A 17810-nucleotide genomic window follows, 5' to 3' on the forward strand; every position below is an offset into this window, starting at 1 on the left:
GGGAGGTCGGGAAGAGTGTCGCTGCGCGGAGGTGATCCAGCCGAGATCGGCGGTTATCCGCTTGAGGCGCGGCTCGGCTCGGGTGGCATGGGCACGGTCTTTCTGGCCCGTACGAGTTCGGGGCGGCCTGTCGCGATCAAACTGATCCACCAGCAGTTCGCGGGGGACGACGAGTTCCGCATCCGTTTCCGGCAGGAGGTGGCTGCGGCGAGGCGCGTGAGCGGCGCGTTCACCGCCGCCGTGGTCGACGCCGCCCCTGAGGCCGAGCAGCCGTGGATGGCGACGACCTATATCGAGGGGGACACGCTCGCCCAGCGCATCGCGACGAAAGGCCCTCTGGACGGGGCGGAGTTGAGGAGGCTCGCCATCGGTCTGGCGGAGGCGCTGCGTGACATCCACCGGGTGGGCGTCGTCCACCGTGACCTGAAGCCCTCGAACGTCGTGCTCTCGCCCGAGGGCCCGCGCGTCATCGACTTCGGCATTTCGCGCGCCGTGGACCAGCAGACGCTGACGATGACCGGGCGGGTCATCGGTACGCCGCCCTTCATGTCGCCGGAGCAGTTTCAGGAGCCGCGCGGTGTGGGGCCGCGGTCCGATGTCTTCTCGCTGGGGACGCTGCTGGTGTTCGCGGCGACGGGCCACGGGCCCTTCGACGCGGACAGCCCCTATATGACGGCTTATCAGGTGGTGCACGAGGAGCCGTCGCTGGATGCCGTGCCGGGGGCTTTGCGCGCGGTCGTCGAGTCGTGCCTGGACAAGGAGGCCGAGGGACGCCCCTCGGCGGACGAACTCCTCGTACGGCTACGGGATCTGCCGGCCGACCTCGGCGGGGCCGAGGCGAACGGGGCCGAGGCGAACGGGGCCGGTGCGGGCCGCACCCGCGACGTGATCACCCGGCGCGCCCACGCGACGCGGGCCACCCCGGCGCCGACCACCCCGACCACTGGCCCGACCACTGCCCCGACCATCGCCCCGGCCGGTCCCGCCACGGGGAACACCGACACCGTCGTCGGGCGCCGTCGGCGTCGCCGATGGCGTCCGGTGCTCACGGTCGCGGTCGCGGTGGCGGCGATCGGCGGGGGAGCCGCCGTGATGATGGCCGACGGCTCCGAGGGGAACAGCGGCGGCGACAAGGGCAACAGCGTCGCGGCGCCGGGTGCCGTACTTCCGGCCGGTTTCACGCCGTGGCACGAGACCGTGCCCGGTGGCCGCGAGGACATCCCCGACGAAGTGCGTTGCATCGCGCGCGGCGACGCGGTGTTCTGCGGGGGCGGCGGAGTCGTGGCGACCCGGATCAGGGCCTCGGACGGCTCGCGGGTGTGGACGGAGAAGAGTCCGGGCGTCCCCGTCCAGGGCATGCACCTGGTGGGCGCGACCGACGACACGGTGCTCGGCTACCGCTTCGCCGATCAGGACGCCCCGCAGGGCCCCGCCGCCGAGGTGGTGGCGATCGACGCGGACAAGGGCCGGGAGCTGTGGTCCGTGGCGTCCGGCGCGCAGTCGCATGCCGTCACGGGTCGGACCCAGGACGCCGTGGTGGTCGGCTCCACCGTCGTGACGGTCGACGCCTCCAACTCCCGCTTCGAGGCCCGGGACGCGCACAGCGGCAAGGTGGCCTGGAAGACGCCGTTCCCGGCGGGCACGCGGTGTGCCCCCGTTCCGGTGGGCGCACGGCTCTACGCGATGTGCGCGACGGACGAGGAGATGAACGCCTTGGAGGTGCGCCACCCCGCCCTGCACACGCTCGGCCGCGACTCGGGGACGCTGGGCAGCCCCGTCACGGTCAAGGGGCCCGCCGTGCCCATGGGCGTGGCCGATGGCAGGCTCGTACTCCTTCAGGTGCACATGGAGGGAACGGCGCTGGTCGGCTACGACGGGGTGGCGCGGTTCGACCCGGCTTCGGGGAAGGTCACGTACTCCCGGCTGTCACGGACGTACGCGGGGACGCCCGGCATGGCGGACGGCATCGTCTACGTGAGCGGGCAGGCCGGTCTCGTCACGGCGCTCGACCCCGCGACCGGCCGGAGGAAGTGGTCGCGGCAGACGGGCGTGGAGGGCGCGTCGGGACCCGTGACGGGGGCCGGCGCGCTGTATTTCAGCTCGGCCACCGGCCGGGTGGTCGCGCTGTCGCCGTCCGACGGCAAGCCCCTGTGGACGACAGATCCGCAGGCCGACGGTTTGACGGGCGAGCAGGGCGCGAGCCCGCGCGTGACCGTCGCGGGGCGTGCGGTGATCGTGGCCGCGGACAAGAACACTCTCTTCGCCTTCGACACGCAGAACCCCCCGAAGTCGGGCTGATCCGGCGGTGCCGGAGACCGGCCGCCGTCCTCGCCGTGCGGACACCTCAGCGGCCCGTCCGGTGGAGATCCCACGAACCGAACGCATGGCGGGGCCGAGGACGGAGACCGTAGGACGCCGAGGGCGCAGACCGAGGGAGACCGACTCCGTCGTAGCTTGCTCCCGAACGGGTTTCCCGCCTCAGCTACGGCTGGTGACCTGGCCGGGGCGGATGCCGACCTGGTCGGCGAACGATCCCACCGTTTTCGCGCTTCGCCGCTCGCCGAGCCGTTGCGCCCACCAGCCGCCCGGCGCGGGTGTGGGGGCTTCGCGGCACTCGCGGCATTCACCTGGGTGTTTCGCGCGGAAGGGGCGGTCGCACTTCGGGCATTCCTGGAACGGGACGGCGGCCCGGTTGGCGGTGGGTGGGGCGAGATGGGTGAGGCGGTAGGTCAGCAGGCCGGCGACGCTGCGGAGGCGGCCGGCGGGGAGATCCTCGGCGAGCGTCCTGGCCACGTCCTGGGGGGACGAGCCCTCTGACAGCCACCCGCTGACCAGCGGCGCGAGACGTGTCTGGTCGCGCCGGGTGAGGGCCAGGCGGGCGTCGTGTGCGCGGAGGGAGGCCAGTACGCCGATGGCGGCGGCCGTCTGCTCCGGCGCCGATTCGGGCGTCGGGGCGGTGGATGCCGGGGGCTCCGTCGCGGTCGCTGTCGCTGTCAGAGGCTGTTCCGGGGCGGGGCTCGATCCGGGGTGCGGCTGCGGGCTCGGTTCGAGGCTCGGCTCCGGGGCGGGACGGGGTTCCGGCGCCGGTTCGGGGCGGGCGTCGGGGGTGGCGCCCGGGAGGTCGTACACCAGGGTGCGGGTGATGATCCGGCCGCTGGGGCCGCGTTCGACGCGGCGGTCCAACCAGCCTTCCGCCTCCAGCTCGTTGAGCGCGGCGGCGATACGGTCACGCCCCTCGTCGAAGCGCTTGGTCAGGACGCTGACGCGGACCGGGGCGCCGTCCGGCAGCGACAGGATGTACGCGGCGATGCCGATGGTGGCCGCGCGGCCCGGGCGCTGTACGAGACGGTTCGAAAGCACCGTGAAGTTCTCGGTGTGACGCGTCCGGACGTGGAGGACGCCGGACGGGGGCGCGTTAAAGTTGGTCTCAGCCATAGGGAAGGTGCTTCTTCCTGGTTGGTCAGGCCCTCGACGGTGTTGCTGCACCGGCGGGGGCCATTCACGTTTGTGGTTGTTGTCGCTGAGCGTAACCCCTGTCCGACGGCATATGCACCCAAGTCACCCGATGGGGTGACCAGTTGGGTCAGAGACGGGGGAGGGGGAGTTCTTTCCCTCGTTGTTTATGGGGCGTGCGCGCCCACCGGCGTCCGGTTTTCCGGCACCTGGTGCGGGACCACCGGTGACCGGTTTTCCGGCATCCGGTGCGACCTGCGGTCATGTCGCGGAGTGAAGCTCAGGGCAGAGAACTGGTGGCACCCCTCGTACGCCTCCATCCGCCCGACCGGCGCATCGATTTAAAGCGTGCGAGGATATTTCTGCCGACTTGCTCCGAGAGAACGGCGGAGGGTTTATGAACGGGATCCCCGAGATCGCGCCCACCGGGACAACGGCCGAGTACGTCGAGCCATCGTCCACTCACCCGCTTCGCGTCGGAGCGAAGGTGGATCACATCTTCCGCAGAAACATCGAGCAGCCCTACGTCCTCCAGCGCCTGACCGAACGCGTGTGGTGGTTCTCCGCCCGGAACTACACCACGTTGATCTACGTGGGGCCGGACTCGGTCTTCGTCCTCGATCCGCTCGACAACTGCTACGACAGGATCGTCGCGGCCGTGGAGACGATCACCGACAAACCGATCAAAGCCATTCTCTACAGCCACTTCCACGTGGACCACATCGGAGACGCCGCGCGGTTCGTCGAGCACGACGCCGACATCCGGATCATCGCGAGCGCGAAGACGGCGGCCAAGCTCGACGCTGCCCGCAGTGTCCTTCCCCGCCCGAATCAGGTCGTCGACTGGCCGCGTGGCTCCTTCACCTACGAGGGGCTCCACGTCGAGCTGTACGGCTTCGAATGGGCGGCTCACACAGAGGATCACGCCGCGTGGCTGCTGCCGGAGGAGCGCATCCTTCACTCGCCCGACCTGGTGAATCCGGACGAGCCGCCCTTCTGGCGCTTCGCGGCGAACGAACGCTTCCTGTTCACCGAGGACAATCTCCGGGAAGTGACCCAATTCGACTGGGACTTCTTCTGCGGTGGCCACGGAAACGTCGGCTCCCGTGCCGACATCGAATTCCAGCTCGCGTTCATCGCCGAACTGAAGCAAGCCTGCGTGGAGGAGATCGCCAAGATTCCCCGCGCCGACTTCGCGCGGCCGGAGCGGGGCTCACACACCGCGTGGCTCGCGGATTACCTCGCCGCGGTCGGCGAGGCCGCCACCGCACGACTCCGCCCCACCTACGGCGGCACGTACGGATTCGAGGTGGCGACCCGGTCCAACGCCGAGATGATCGCCTTCGATTTCCTCCAGTACCGGTGACCGGTACCGGCCCGGTGGGCCGCCTGCCGGGCCGGACAGAACACCGGCGGGCCGAGCCGTCGCCTTCCGTACCCCCTGGGCACCGTGGGTGAAGCCCCGCCTGGTCGCGGGTTCGCGGGTTCGCGGATGAGCACGGACCCACGGACCATGGCGTGCTGAACGAAGCCACGGGCGTGACCGGATCGTTCCGGATCCGCTGGGTACCGTACGAAAATGATCAACGACTCCTCGATCCGTCTCAGGCCCGCCACTCCGGACGACGCCGAGCGCGTCGCCGAGGCACTCGTCCGTAACCGTGCCCACCTGCGCCCCTGGTCGCCGCACCGGCCCGCCGACTTCTTCACGGCGCGCGCCCAGGCCAACCTGCTCGCCGATCCATCCGCCCGGCGCTGGCTCCTCGTCGACCCGACACCCGCCGACGGCCCGCGCGTCGTCGGTGCGGCGACCCTGTCCAATATCGCCCTCGGCCCCTTCCGCAGCGCGAACCTCGGCTACTGGGTCGATGCCGAGTACACGCGGCGCGGCCTTGCCACGCGCGCGGTCGAGGAGGTCTGCCGGGCGGCCCGCGAGGAGCTGGGACTGCACCGGGTCGAGGCCGGTACGGTGCTCGCGAACACCGCCTCGCAGGGAGTGCTGCGCGCATGCCGCTTCGAGCTGATCGGCACCGCGCCGCGCTATCTCCACATCGACGGCGAGTGGCGCGACCACCGGCTGTTCCAGCGCATCCTGCACGACGGACCGCCGAACGCCGCGCCGTAGAGGCGTAGAGGCTGTGGTGGCCGTGGTGCCCGTGGCGTGCGTCATGGATCGTGAATGTTTTCGCGGTCGTTGAGTCCCTTCCCGCGTTCCTCCGTAGTAGAGGGGTGAGAAGCAGCAGCCGAGGCTCGACCGGGAGGTTCAGGTGCGCGAGGATGCGGCCGTGGCCGACGCCAACCTCTCCGTACCCGAGGAGGAGCTGATGCGCGCCCTCTACCGGGAACACGCCAAACCGCTGCTCGGATACGTACTGCGGCTCGTCGCGGGCGACCGGCAGCGGGCCGAGGACGTCGTACAGGAGACGCTCATCCGCGCCTGGAAGAACGCCGGTCAGCTCCACCGGGCGAGCGGATCCGTCCGGCCCTGGCTGGTGACCGTCGCCCGCCGTATCGTCATCGACGGCCACCGCAGTCGGCAGGCCCGGCCGCAGGAGGTCGACCCCGCGCCGCTGGAGGTCATGCCCGCGGCGGACGAGATCGACAAGGCGCTGTGGCTGATGACGCTCTCCGACGCGCTCGACGACCTGACCCCGGCCCACCGGGATGTGCTGGTGGAAACGTATTTCAAGGGGCGCACGGTCAATGAGGCGGCCAGGACGCTCGGAGTGCCCAGCGGGACCGTGCGGTCGCGGGTCTTCTACGCCCTGCGCGCCATGAAGCTCGCGCTGGAGGAGAGGGGGGTCTCGGCATGACTACGCACGAGCGGTACGGAACGGGCGACGCAAGCGACGACGGCGACCGCAGTGACCGCAGTGACCTCAGTGATCGCGGCGCCCGTAGTGCTGGCGGTGCTCGCGGTGCTGGCGGTGCTGGCGGTGATCGTGGTGACCTCGGTGTCGGGAACCGCCGGAGCGACGCGCACGACGCCGTCGGCGCGTACGCGCTCGGCATCCTGGACGACCCCGAAGCCACCGCCTTCGAAGAGCACCTGGCCGGGTGCGCGGTCTGCGCCGCGCATCTGGACGAATTCACCGGGATGGAGCCGATGCTCGCCCTGCTCGCGGACGGCCCGGACGGCCCGGACGGCGCGGACCACCCCGGCGCCCCCCGCACCCCCGGCCCCCCCGCGCCGCCCGCCCCGCCCGGCGCCGCGCTGCTCGACCGGCTGGTCGGCGAGGTCGCTGTCCAGCGCGGCCGGCGCAAGCGGCGCCGCGTGTACGCGATCGCGGCCGCCGTGGCGCTGATCGTCGGCGGGCCTCTGATCGCCATCGTCGCCTCCTCGGAAGACACCGGCGGCGGCAGGGTGAGTGACGAAGCCTTCCTCAGCCGGATGAAGGAGAAGGTGCACGCCACCGACGCCACCACTCAGGTCTCGGCGACCATCGGCCTGGACCCCAAGGGCTGGGGGACGGACACCGTCCTGCGGCTCACGAACGTCAGGGGCCCGCTCAAGTGCCGCCTGATCGCCGTCTCCCGGACCGGCGAGGAGGACGTCGTCACCTCCTGGGCCGTACCGGCCTGGGGATACGGCATTCCCGGCAGCCCGTACGAGGCCGCCACGAGCCCGCTCTACATCCACGGCGGCACGGCCCTGGACAGCGGCGACATCGATCACTTTGAGGTACGCACGTTCGACGGAAAGCGATTGGTGGAGGTCGGAGCCTGACATAACCGTCCCCTTCGCGTACGGTTGACGGCTGCCCAACGCACGTCATGAAGGGGGCCTCGGTGGCCGCGCAGGATGCCGCTGTTGAAACCGCTGGACCCGCTGTCGATCCGGTACGCGACACGGGGCACGACTCCGTTCGCGACCGCGAGATCGGCGTCGAGCAGCACCATCTGGACCAGGTGTACCGCCGCCTTGAGGAGAAGATCGACGAGGCGGAGTTCCTGATGAACGACGCCGCCAAACGGGGACAGGTCGGCACGCCCGGCGCCCTCGCCGAGCGGGATGCCCAGGTCTTCCGGGCGGGGATCCACCTCAACCGTCTCAACAACGAATTCGAGGACTTCCTCTTCGGACGGATCGATCTGCTGCCGGGCGAGGACGGCAAAAAGGGCCCGGACGGCGCGTTCACGTCGGTCGAACCGGCCGCCGACGCCATCAGGAGCGACCACACCGCCGACATCGCCGAGACGCTGCACATCGGCCGGATCGGGGTCCTGGACTCCGACTACTCGCCGCTGGTCATCGACTGGCGCGCGCCCGCCGCCGCGCCCTTCTACCGCGCCACCCCGGTCGACCCGGGCCGGGTGGTACGCCGCCGGGTCATCCGCTCCAAGGGCCGCAAGGTCCTCGGCGTCGAGGACGACCTGATGCGCCCGGAGCTGACCGCGTCGCTGGACGGCGAGGCGCTGCCCGTCATCGGGGACGGCGCGCTGATGGCCGCGCTCGGCCAGGCCCGCAGTCACACCATGAGGGACATCGTTTCCTCCATCCAGGCGGAACAGGACCTGGTCATCCGGGCTCCGGCCGCCTCCGTCACCGAGGTGGCGGGCGGCCCCGGCACCGGCAAGACCGCCGTCGCGCTGCACCGCGCCGCCTACCTGCTCTACCAGGACCGGCGGCGGTACGCGGGCGGCATCCTGGTCGTCTCGCCGACCCCGCTGCTCGTCGCGTACACCGAGGGCGTGCTGCCCTCGCTGGGCGAGGAGGGGCAGGTCGCGATCCGCGCGGTCGGGTCGCTGGTGGACGGTGCGGAGGCCACGGCGTACGACGAACCGGCCGTCGCGCGCGTCAAGGGCTCGGCGCGGATGCTCGCCGTGCTGCGCAAGGCCGCCAGGGGGGCGCTGGAAGGGGACACGGGGCCCGGCAGGACGCGCTCCCGGCGCCGGCAGGGGGAGAGGGCCGGCGCCCAGGCCGCCGCTCAGCTGCCTCTCGACGACGCCGAGAACACCGGCGGCCACGCCGAGAACACCGGCGGCCACGAGGAGCTCCCCGGCAGTCACGAGGAGCTCCCCGGCAGTCACGAGGAGAACCCCGGCGGTCACGAGGAGAACCCCGGCGGTCACGAGGGGGCGCCCGGCAGGGCCGTACCCACCAACCGGCTCCGCGTCGTCGCCTTCGGCCGCAGGCTGGAGCTGGAGGCCGACGAGCTGAACCGCATCCGGCAGTCCGTCCTCAGCGGTACCGCCCCCGTCAATCTGCTGCGGCCCCGGGCCCGAAGACTCCTGCTGGACGCCCTCTGGTCGAAGTCCGGCGCAGCCGCCCGCGCCGGTGAGTACGCCGCCAAGGGCGACGCCGAGCTCGCCGCCGAGCTGCGCGGCGGCTTCGACGACGACATCACCACCGAAGACAGCTTCATCCACTTCCTGGACGCCTGGTGGCCCGAGCTGACCCCGCGCGGGGTGCTCGCCGCGATGGCCGACGAGCGGCGCCTCGGCCGCTGGTCCCGCCGCATCCTCAACCAGGGCGAGACCCGGCGCCTGGCCCGGTCGCTCAAGCGCCTCGGCCCCGACGGCAAGGGCCCGCTGTCCGTGCACGACGTGGCACTCCTCGACGAGCTGGAGACCCTGCTCGGCTCGCCGCCGCGCCCCAGGAAGCGGCGCGAGTACGACCCGCTGGACCAGCTCACCGGTCTGGAGGAGCTGATGCCGCAGCGCGAGGAGTCGCAGCGGGAGCGGGCCGAACGGCTCGCGGCCGAGCGCACCGAGTACGCGCACGTCATCGTCGACGAGGCGCAGGACCTGACGCCCATGCAGTGGCGGATGGTCGGCCGCCGTGGCCGGCAGGCCACCTGGACGGTCGTCGGTGACGCGGCGCAGTCGTCCTGGTCGGACCCGGACGAGGCCGGGGAGGCCCGTGACGAGGCGCTGGGCACCCGCCCGCGCCGCCGCTTCACCCTGACCGTGAACTATCGCAACCCGGCGGAGATCGCCGAGCTGGCCGCGAAGGTCCTCGCGCTGGCCATGCCCGGGATGGAGTCCCCGAGGGCGGTCCGCTCGACCGGGGTGGAGCCGCGCTTCAGCGTCGTGCGGGACGGGGATCTGCCCGCGACCGTACGGGCGGAGGCGCAGCGCCTGCTGGACCGGGTGGACGGCACGGTCGGCGTCGTCGTGGCGATGCACCGGCGCGAGCAGGCGGCGGGCTGGCTGGCCGGACTCGGCGAACGGGTGGTGGCGCTGGGCAGCCTGGAGGCCAAGGGCCTGGAGTACGACGCGACGGTGGTGGTCTCCCCGGCGGAGATCGCGGACGAGTCGCCGGCCGGACTGCGGGTGCTGTACGTGGCGCTGACGCGGGCGACGCAGCAGCTCACGGTCGTCTCGGCGGCGCGTGACGAGCCGGACGCGGCGGGGGTGCCGGACCTCCTGCGGGATTGATCCCCTCGGGATTGATCCCCTGTCAACTCGCGTGTCAACACGCGGGGGAGGAATCACTTCCCGGGGTGGTTTGTTAGCCTGGGGGTGGCACCGGTTCGATCCAAGCCCCCGGGCCCAACCTTAGTCGCTACGAGCGACCACTTGCCGCGAGGCGAGCATGGCGGGCCGGTGCCACCTGAACGACAGCGGGCCCTCACCCAGAGATGGGTGAGGGCCCGTTTTCATGAGGCGTTCCGAAGGCTTCGGGGCCGCCTTGGGGGCCGTTCACGGGGCGTTCCCGGGCCCAGCCCTCTCATATGATGGAAATCACTTTCCGTGAGCAGCGGGCTTTACCTGCTACCCGCTGGTAGGTGCGACCATCTACAGGCACTGCCGGACGCGTTCCGGCCGTGTGGCAATGAGGCTAGGGAAAGCAGAGGAACACGGTCATGGCAACGGCGCCGAGCGTCTCGTACTCGATGACGGTCCGACTGGAGGTCCCCGCGAGCGGTACCGCGGTCTCCCAGCTGACAACGGCCGTGGAATCCTCCGGCGGGTCGGTGACCGGTCTCGACGTGACCGCCTCCGGCCACGAGAAGCTGCGGATCGACGTCACGATCGCGGCGTCCTCCACGGGACACGCGGACGAGATCGTCGAGGAGCTGCGGGGGATCGAGGGTGTGACCCTCGGCAAGGTCTCCGACCGTACGTTCCTCATGCACCTCGGCGGCAAGATCGAGATGCAGTCCAAGCACCCCATCCGCAACCGTGACGACCTCTCGATGATCTACACCCCGGGTGTGGCGCGCGTCTGCATGGCGATCGCCCAGAACCCCGAGGACGCCCGCCGCCTCACCATCAAGCGCAACTCCGTCGCGGTCGTGACGGACGGCTCCGCCGTCCTCGGCCTCGGCAACATCGGCCCCATGGCCGCGCTCCCCGTGATGGAGGGCAAGGCGGCCCTCTTCAAGCGCTTCGCCGGCATCGACGCCTGGCCCATCTGCCTGGACACCCAGGACACCGACGCCATCGTCGAGATCGTCAAGGCGATCGCCCCCGGCTTCGCGGGCATCAACCTGGAAGACATCTCCGCACCCCGCTGCTTCGAGATCGAGGCCCGGCTGCGCGAGGCCCTGGACATCCCGGTCTTCCACGACGACCAGCACGGCACCGCCATCGTGGTGCTCGCCGCCCTGACCAACGCGCTGCGCGTGGTGGGCAAGGGCATCGGAGACGTACGCGTCGTCATGTCCGGCGCCGGCGCGGCCGGTACGGCCATCCTCAAGCTGCTCATCGCGGCGGGCGTGAAGCACGCCGTCGTCGCCGACATCCACGGTGTGGTGCACGCCGGCCGCGAGGACCTGGTCCAGGCCGCGCCCGAGTCGCCGCTGCGCTGGATCGCCGACAACACCAACCCCGAGGGCGTCACCGGCACCCTGAAGGAGGCCGTGGTCGACGCGGACGTCTTCATCGGCGTGTCGGCCCCGAACGTGCTGGACGGCGGCGACGTCGCCGCCATGGCCAAGGACGCGATCGTCTTCGCGCTCGCGAACCCCGACCCCGAGGTCGAGCCCGCGATCGCCCGCGAGACGGCGGCGGTCGTGGCCACCGGCCGTTCCGACTTCCCCAACCAGATCAACAACGTGCTGGTCTTCCCCGGCGTCTTCCGCGGCCTGCTGGACGCGCAGTCCCGCACGGTCAACACCGAGATGATGCTGGCCGCCGCGACCGCGCTCGCGGACGTCGTCGGCGAGGACGAGCTGAACCCGAACTACATCGTTCCCTCGGTCTTCAACGACAAGGTCGCGGGCGCCGTGGCGGGCGCGGTGCGCACCGCCGCCAAGGCGGCCGGCGCGTCCGCGGCGACCGAAACCTCCGTCTGACAGCTCGACGGGCGGGCCGGGGCCACCTCCCACGCCCGGCGCGTCGCGATTCGCCGGGCGTCACGGCCCCCTCTAGGGTGACGGACCATGAGCCCCGCCGCTCCACAGAGGCTCCGGGGAGTCTCACCGGGTCAACGGAACGTACACGGCGACGAGGCAGTGGCGCTTTTCGTGTGACTCCGGAGAGTGCCGGATTGGCTTTCCCGCCGCTGGTGGGGGCAGGATGCGTATTCGGGCGCGAGGGTCTGGCAGCAGACCCGGGTCCGGGGACTGTCCGAGGGCCCTGGCAGCATCGGCTTCGATCTCACGCCTTACAGGCAAGAAGAACACGGGAGTAACAACATGAACCGCAGTGAGCTGGTGGCCGCCCTGGCCGACCGCGCCGAGGTGACCCGCAAGGACGCCGACGCCGTGCTGGCCGCTCTCGCCGAGACGGTCGGCGAAATCGTCGCCAAGGGCGACGAGAAGGTCACCATCCCCGGCTTCCTGACCTTCGAGCGCACCCACCGTGCCGCTCGCACCGCTCGTAACCCGCAGACCGGCGACCCGATCCAGATCCCGGCCGGCTACAGCGTGAAGGTCTCCGCGGGCTCCAAGCTCAAGGAAGCCGCCAAGGGCAAGTAACACCCCCAGGCGACACACAGGGGCGGCCACCCGGGTCCGGGAGGCCGCCCCTGGTGTTTCCCGGGGCTTCCTGGGAGCCCCGGGAAGCCGGCGGGGCCCTCCGGGGGCCCTGGACGCGACGACGGCCCCGCTCCTCCTCGGAGCGGGGCCGCCGGTGTCCGTGCCGACAAGGTCAGACGAGCGCGCCACCCGGCAGCTCGACCTTGGCGCCCAGCTCGATGAGCTTGGCCATGAAGTTCTCGTAGCCGCGGTTGATCAGCTCGATGCCGTGCACCCGGGACGTACCCTGCGCCGCCAGCGCCGCGATCAGGTACGAGAAGCCGCCGCGCAGGTCGGGGATGACCAGATCCGCGCCCTGGAGCTTCGTCGGGCCCGACACGACCGCCGAGTGCAGGAAGTTGCGCTGGCCGAAACGGCAGTCGGACCCGCCCAGGCACTCCCGGTAGAGCTGAATGTGCGCACCCATCTGGTTGAGCGCGGAGGTGAAGCCGAGCCGCGACTCGTACACCGTCTCGTGGACGATGGACAGACCCGACGCCTGCGTCAGGGCCACCACCAGCGGCTGCTGCCAGTCCGTCTGGAAACCGGGGTGTACGTCCGTCTCCAGCGCGATCGCGTTGAGCGAGCCGCCCGGGTGCCAGAAGCGGATGCCGTCGTCGTCGATCTCGAAGGCGCCGCCGACCTTGCGGTAGGTGTTGAGGAAGGTCATCATCGACCGCTGCTGCGCGCCGCGCACGTAGATGTTGCCCTCGGTGGCCAGCGCCGCGGACGCCCAGGAGGCGGCTTCGAGACGGTCCGGGATCGCCCGGTGCGTGTAGCCGTCGAGCCGGTCGACACCCGTGATCCGGATCGTCCGGTCGGTGTCCATCGAGATGATGGCGCCCATCTTCTGCAGGACGCTGATCAGGTCTTCGATCTCCGGCTCCACCGCCGCGTTCGACAGCTCGGTGACGCCCTCGGCCAGCACGGCCGTCAGCAGTACCTGCTCCGTCGAGCCGACCGAGGGGTACGGCAGCCGGATCTTGGTGCCGCGCAGCCGCTGCGGGGCCTCCAGATACTGGCCGTCCGCCCGCTTCTCGATCGTCGCGCCGAACTGGCGCAGCACGTCGAAGTGGAAGTCGATCGGCCGGCCGCCGATGTCGCAGCCGCCCAGACCCGGGATGAACGCGTGGCCGAGCCGGTGCAGCAGCGGGCCGCAGAAGAGGATCGGGATGCGCGACGAGCCCGCGTGGGCATCGATGTCGGCGACGTTGGCACTCTCGACGTGCGTCGGGTCGAGGATCAGCTCGCCCGGCTCGTCACCAGGACGTACGGTCACCCCGTGCAGCTGCAGCAGTCCCCGTACGACGCGCACGTCGCGGATGTCGGGCACATTGCGCAGCCGGCTCGGGCCGCTGCCGAGAAGCGCGGCGACCATGGCCTTCGGCACCAGGTTCTTCGCGCCTCTGACGCGGATCTCGCCCTCCAGCGGGGTGCCGCCGTGGACAAGCATTACATCGTCTGTGCCGGTCATGGATCTCGCGTTCCCGAGTGGGCGGGCAGGTGGCCAAGGGATAAGCGTAAGGGGCGGGGACCCATGTCCCGTAAGGCCCAGGGGGCGCCGGGAGGGTAAAAGAACCCGGCGTGACACGTACGGTGGAGTGCCGCTCGCGCAGGGTTACCGCTCCGTATTTTCCGGGGCGTGCGCTCCCGCTGACGCCGTGCGCCTGAGCTGCGTTCCCGCACACTCTGCCGCGTGGGCCCCGCCGAAGGCGAATATGCGGGATCATGTCTCGCATGACCGAGGTGTCCTCGCTCACAGGGCGGCTGCTCGTCGCGAGTCCTGCCCTCGCCGACCCGAATTTCGACCGCGCGGTGGTCCTCCTGCTCGACCACGACGAGGAGGGCACACTCGGCGTGGTCCTCAACAGGCCCACCCCGGTGGGCGTCGGCGACATCCTGGAGTCCTGGGGTGACCTGGCGGGCGAGCCCGGCGTGGTCTTCCAGGGCGGCCCGGTCTCCCTCGACTCGGCGCTCGGCCTGGCCGTCATCCCGGGCGACGACGGACCACTCGGGTGGCGCAGGGTGCACGGCGCGATCGGCCTTGTCGACCTGGAGACCCCGCCGGAACTCCTCGCGCGGGCGCTCGGCTCGCTGCGGATCTTCGCCGGATACGCGGGCTGGGGCCCCGGCCAGCTGGAGGACGAGCTCGGCGAAGGGGCCTGGTACGTCGTCGAGTCGGAACCGGGCGATGTGTCGTCACCCCGGCCGGAGAACCTGTGGCGCGCGGTGCTGCGCCGGCAGCGCAGCGAGCTGGCCATGATCGCGACGTATGCGGACGATCCGTCGCTCAACTGACCCGCCGGAGCGAAACCCGCGCCGCGCCCCGGGCGTGTCCCCGGCGTGTCCCCGGCGTGCGTCCGGCGTGCGCTCGGCGTGGGCCCGGCGTCCGTCCGGCGTGTCCCGGGTGTCTCCCCGGCGTGTCCTGGGCGGGTGCCGGTGGTGTGCCTGGCGCCACCGGACCCAGCGGCTCCGGGAGGCGCCGGTCCTGGGTACCCTTGGCGGTCATGAGCACTCTTGAGCCCGAACGCGGGGCAGGTACGGGCACCCTCGTGGAGCCGACGCCGCAGGTGTCGCACGGCGACGGCGACCACGAGCGCTTCGCCCACTACGTCCAGAAGGACAAGATCATGGCGAGTGCCCTCGACGGCACTCCCGTGGTGGCACTGTGCGGGAAGGTCTGGGTGCCGGGGCGCGACCCCAAGAAGTACCCGGTCTGCCCGATGTGCAAGGAGATCTACGAGTCCATGGGCCCGGGTGGCGACAAGGACAAGGGCAAGGGCGGCAAGGAGAGCGGCAAGAAGTAGCCGGTCCTCCGTCACCGACGGCCCCCGGGGCGCGCGCACACGCGTGTCCCGGGGGCCGTCGTGCATGGGGAACCGTCGTGCATGGGGAACCGTCGTGCATGGGGAGCCGTCGTGCATGGGGAGCCGTCGTGCATGGGGAGCCGTCGTGCATGGGGAGCCGTCGTGCATGGGGGCCCGGCGGCGCCGTGGGCACGACTCCGCCGCTGCCCGGAAACCGCTTCACCCCCTTCCGGCAAAGGGCAGTTGAATGCCCCACGGGGCGGACGTGCCGAACTCCCGCTGAATTCAGCGGATGTGAGCGGCATGGCGATCGGACCGCGTCCCGCGAGGGGCGGTTGACGCGGACGGGATACCTTCCGGCGGGATTCTCCCGCGCATCCTGATGCCCCGACCAGGGATCCGGTTACGATGCGCCGCATGACAGTTATCGGTATCCGGCCCGCCGTAGCGGAGGACATCCCCGCCATCGTGGACCTGCTGGCCGACGACGAGCTGGGGGCCGCGCGCGAGTCCCCCGACGACTTGCGCCCGTACACAGCCGCGCATGAGCGGTTGCGGCGCGACCCGAATCAATTCCTCATGGTGGCCGTACGCGACGACATGGTCGTCGGCACCCTCCAGCTGACCGTCATCCCCGGCCTGTCCCGTCGCGGCAGCACCCGGTCGGTCATCGAGGCCGTACGCGTGCGCGGTTCGGAGCGCGGCCGGGGGATCGGCCGGCAGCTGATCGACTGGGCCATCGAGGAATCCCGCCGCCAGGAATGCCAGTTGGTCCAGCTGACCTCCGACATGGCCCGGCAGGACGCCCACCGCTTCTACGAGCGGATCGGCTTCACCGGATCCCATGTCGGCTTCAAACTCCCGCTCTGACCAGCGCAGACCTTCACAAGCGAGGACCGGCACCATGGATCTCATCCCGGACCCCCGGCAGACCTGGCCCGCGCCGTGCGGCGGGGACCGGTTCCCGCTGGACAGCGAGACCCTGATCGAGGCGAGCCCCGGCACGGAGGGCGTCGCCCAGTGGTTCCGTACGACCGTCGGGGCGGCGACAGGGCTGCCGTTCGCCGGCGACCGGCCCGGTGCGGGCGGCGCCGACGGAGGGACCGGCGACAACCGGATCGTCCTGGAGATCAGCCCGGACATCGACCGTGAGCTGGGCCCCGAGGGCTACCGGATCACCGTCGACGGGTACGAGATCCGCATCGAAGGCGGCAGCGCGGCCGGCGTCTTCTGGGGTACGCAGACGCTCCGCCAGATGCTCGGCCCCGACGCGTTCCGCAGGGCACCGGTCCTCCCGGGGCGCGAGTGGACCGTGCCGATGACCGTCATCGAGGACGCGCCCCGCTTCGCCTGGCGGGGGATGATGCTCGACGTGGCACGCCATTTCCTGCCCAAGGACGATGTCCTGCGCTGCCTCGACCTGCTCGCCGCCCACAAGCTGAACGTCTTCCACTTCCACCTCACCGATGACCAGGGCTGGCGCGTCGAGATCAAACGCCATCCGAAACTGACGGACATCGGGGCCTGGCGCTCACGTACCAAATGGGGACACCGCGCCTCCGAACTGTGGGACGAGAAACCACACGGCGGCTACTACACCCAGGACGACATTCGCGAGATCGTCGCGTACGCCGCCGAGCGGCATATCACCGTCGTCCCCGAAATCGATATCCCCGGCCATTCGCAGGCCGCCATCGCCGCGTATCCGGAACTCGGCAACACCGATGTCATCGACACGGCCTCCCTCACCGTCTGGGACACCTGGGGAATCAACGCGAACGTACTGGCCCCCACCGACAACACCCTGCGTTTCTACGAAGACGTCTTCGCGGAAGTGCTCGAACTCTTCCCCTCCCCCTTCATCCACGTCGGCGGGGACGAATGCGTCAAGGACCAGTGGAAGTCCTCGCCGACCGCCCAGGCCCGAATCGCCGAAGAGGGGCTGGCCGACGAGGACGGGCTCCAGTCCTGGTTCATCCGGCACTTCGACACCTGGCTGACCGCGCGCGGCCGCCGCCTCATCGGCTGGGACGAGATCCTCGAAGGCGGGAGCCGGGTCACCGAGCAGGGGATACGGGCGCCCGGAAGCGGGACGACGGAATTCGGCCTGGCGCCCGGTGCGGCCGTGTCCTCGTGGCGCGGGTACGGGGGCGGGATCGCCGCCGCCCGGGCCGGGCACGACGTCGTGATGTGCCCCGAGCAGCAGGTGTATCTCGACCACCGCCAGGCCGCGGGTGACGACGAACCGATGCCCATCGGATACGTCCGCACGCTGGAGGACGTCTACCGGTTCGAGCCCGTACCCCCGCAGCTCACCGAGGACGAGGCCGTCCATGTCCTCGGCACCCAGGCCAACGTCTGGACCGAGGTGATGCAGGACCGGTCCCGCGTCGACTACCAGGTCTTCCCCCGGTTGGCCGCCTTCGCCGAGGTCGCCTGGTCGGTCCTGCCGGCCCCCGCCGAACGCGACTTCGCCGATTTCGAGTGGCGCATGGAGGAGCACTACCGGCGCCTGGACGCCCTCGGCGTCGAATACCGGCCACCCGGGGGGCCGTTGCCGGGGCAACGGCGGCCGGGTGTCCTGGGCCGCCCCATCGAGGGAGTGCCCCCGAACGTGTGAGCCCGGTGGAAGGCGCCTGCCCCG

14 protein-coding genes are annotated in these 17810 nt (G+C 71.0%); 12 read left to right on the forward strand and 2 right to left on the reverse strand.

From position 1 onward, the window contains the following. The first annotated feature begins 15 nt into the window (after positions 1-15). Entirely contained in the window at positions 16-2298 is a 2283-nt protein-coding gene (locus tag ACIBAE_RS04160; RefSeq protein ID WP_399282242.1) for a serine/threonine-protein kinase, read from the forward strand. A 180-nt stretch (positions 2299-2478) separates the two neighbouring features. Here ACIBAE_RS04160 and ACIBAE_RS04165 read toward each other — a convergent pair whose 3' ends face one another. Then, positions 2479-3435 carry a hypothetical protein gene (locus ACIBAE_RS04165; RefSeq protein WP_399282243.1) on the reverse strand — a complete coding sequence of 319 codons (957 nt, stop codon included), beginning with the start codon at positions 3433-3435 and terminating at the stop codon, positions 2479-2481. 505 nt (positions 3436-3940) lie between these two features. Between ACIBAE_RS04165 and ACIBAE_RS04170 the strand changes: the two genes are divergently transcribed. From ACIBAE_RS04170 to ACIBAE_RS04200, 7 genes are all read left to right on the forward strand, one after another. Continuing rightward, positions 3941-4819 (forward strand): MBL fold metallo-hydrolase, encoded by an 879-nt coding sequence (locus ACIBAE_RS04170; protein ID WP_399282244.1) that lies wholly within the window; start codon positions 3941-3943, stop codon positions 4817-4819. Positions 4820-5032: 213 nt separating this feature from the next. Then, positions 5033-5578 carry a GNAT family N-acetyltransferase gene (locus tag ACIBAE_RS04175; RefSeq protein WP_399282245.1) on the forward strand — a complete coding sequence of 182 codons (546 nt, stop codon included), beginning with the start codon at positions 5033-5035 and terminating at the stop codon, positions 5576-5578. Positions 5579-5720: 142 nt separating this feature from the next. Beyond that, positions 5721-6266, forward strand: a complete 546-nt coding sequence (locus ACIBAE_RS04180; RefSeq protein ID WP_399282246.1) for a sigma-70 family RNA polymerase sigma factor — start codon at positions 5721-5723, stop codon at positions 6264-6266. Beyond that, positions 6263-7180 (forward strand): zf-HC2 domain-containing protein, encoded by a 918-nt coding sequence (locus ACIBAE_RS04185; protein ID WP_399282247.1) that lies wholly within the window; start codon positions 6263-6265, stop codon positions 7178-7180. Before ACIBAE_RS04180 ends, ACIBAE_RS04185 begins: the two co-directional genes overlap by 4 nt. A gap of 62 nt (positions 7181-7242) precedes the next feature. Next, entirely contained in the window at positions 7243-9834 is a 2592-nt protein-coding gene (locus tag ACIBAE_RS04190) for a HelD family protein (protein ID WP_399282248.1), read from the forward strand. A gap of 428 nt (positions 9835-10262) precedes the next feature. Then, the gene (locus ACIBAE_RS04195; RefSeq protein ID WP_399282249.1) at positions 10263-11696 is read left to right on the forward strand and encodes an NAD-dependent malic enzyme; all 1434 of its coding nucleotides are present in this window, start codon (positions 10263-10265) and stop codon (positions 11694-11696) included. A 342-nt stretch (positions 11697-12038) separates the two neighbouring features. Continuing rightward, on the forward strand, positions 12039-12320 hold the full coding sequence (locus tag ACIBAE_RS04200) for an HU family DNA-binding protein (protein ID WP_003954777.1): 282 nt from the start codon (positions 12039-12041) through the stop codon (positions 12318-12320). Between the two features lie 172 nt (positions 12321-12492). Here ACIBAE_RS04200 and murA read toward each other — a convergent pair whose 3' ends face one another. After that, positions 12493-13833, reverse strand: coding sequence for a UDP-N-acetylglucosamine 1-carboxyvinyltransferase (murA, locus tag ACIBAE_RS04205; protein ID WP_399282250.1), 1341 nt, complete (start codon positions 13831-13833; stop codon positions 12493-12495). A 263-nt stretch (positions 13834-14096) separates the two neighbouring features. Here murA and ACIBAE_RS04210 point away from each other — a divergent pair, with 263 nt between their 5' ends. The 4 genes from ACIBAE_RS04210 to ACIBAE_RS04225 all read left to right on the forward strand — a co-directional run bounded on the left by ACIBAE_RS04210 (position 14097) and on the right by ACIBAE_RS04225 (position 17786). Further along, on the forward strand, positions 14097-14657 hold the full coding sequence (locus ACIBAE_RS04210) for a YqgE/AlgH family protein (RefSeq protein ID WP_399282251.1): 561 nt from the start codon (positions 14097-14099) through the stop codon (positions 14655-14657). 209 nt (positions 14658-14866) lie between these two features. Next, entirely contained in the window at positions 14867-15166 is a 300-nt protein-coding gene (locus ACIBAE_RS04215) for a DUF3039 domain-containing protein (RefSeq protein WP_399282252.1), read from the forward strand. 417 nt (positions 15167-15583) lie between these two features. Next, positions 15584-16036, forward strand: coding sequence for a GNAT family N-acetyltransferase (locus tag ACIBAE_RS04220; protein ID WP_399282253.1), 453 nt, complete (start codon positions 15584-15586; stop codon positions 16034-16036). Then, positions 16011-17786: a beta-N-acetylhexosaminidase gene (locus tag ACIBAE_RS04225; protein WP_399282254.1), complete on the forward strand. Its 1776-nt coding sequence runs from the start codon at positions 16011-16013 to the stop codon at positions 17784-17786. Before ACIBAE_RS04220 ends, ACIBAE_RS04225 begins: the two co-directional genes overlap by 26 nt. Positions 17787-17810 lie beyond the last annotated feature (24 nt).

This window comes from Streptomyces sp. NPDC051569, from assembly GCF_044454085.1.
Lineage (GTDB): Bacteria > Actinomycetota > Actinomycetes > Streptomycetales > Streptomycetaceae > Streptomyces.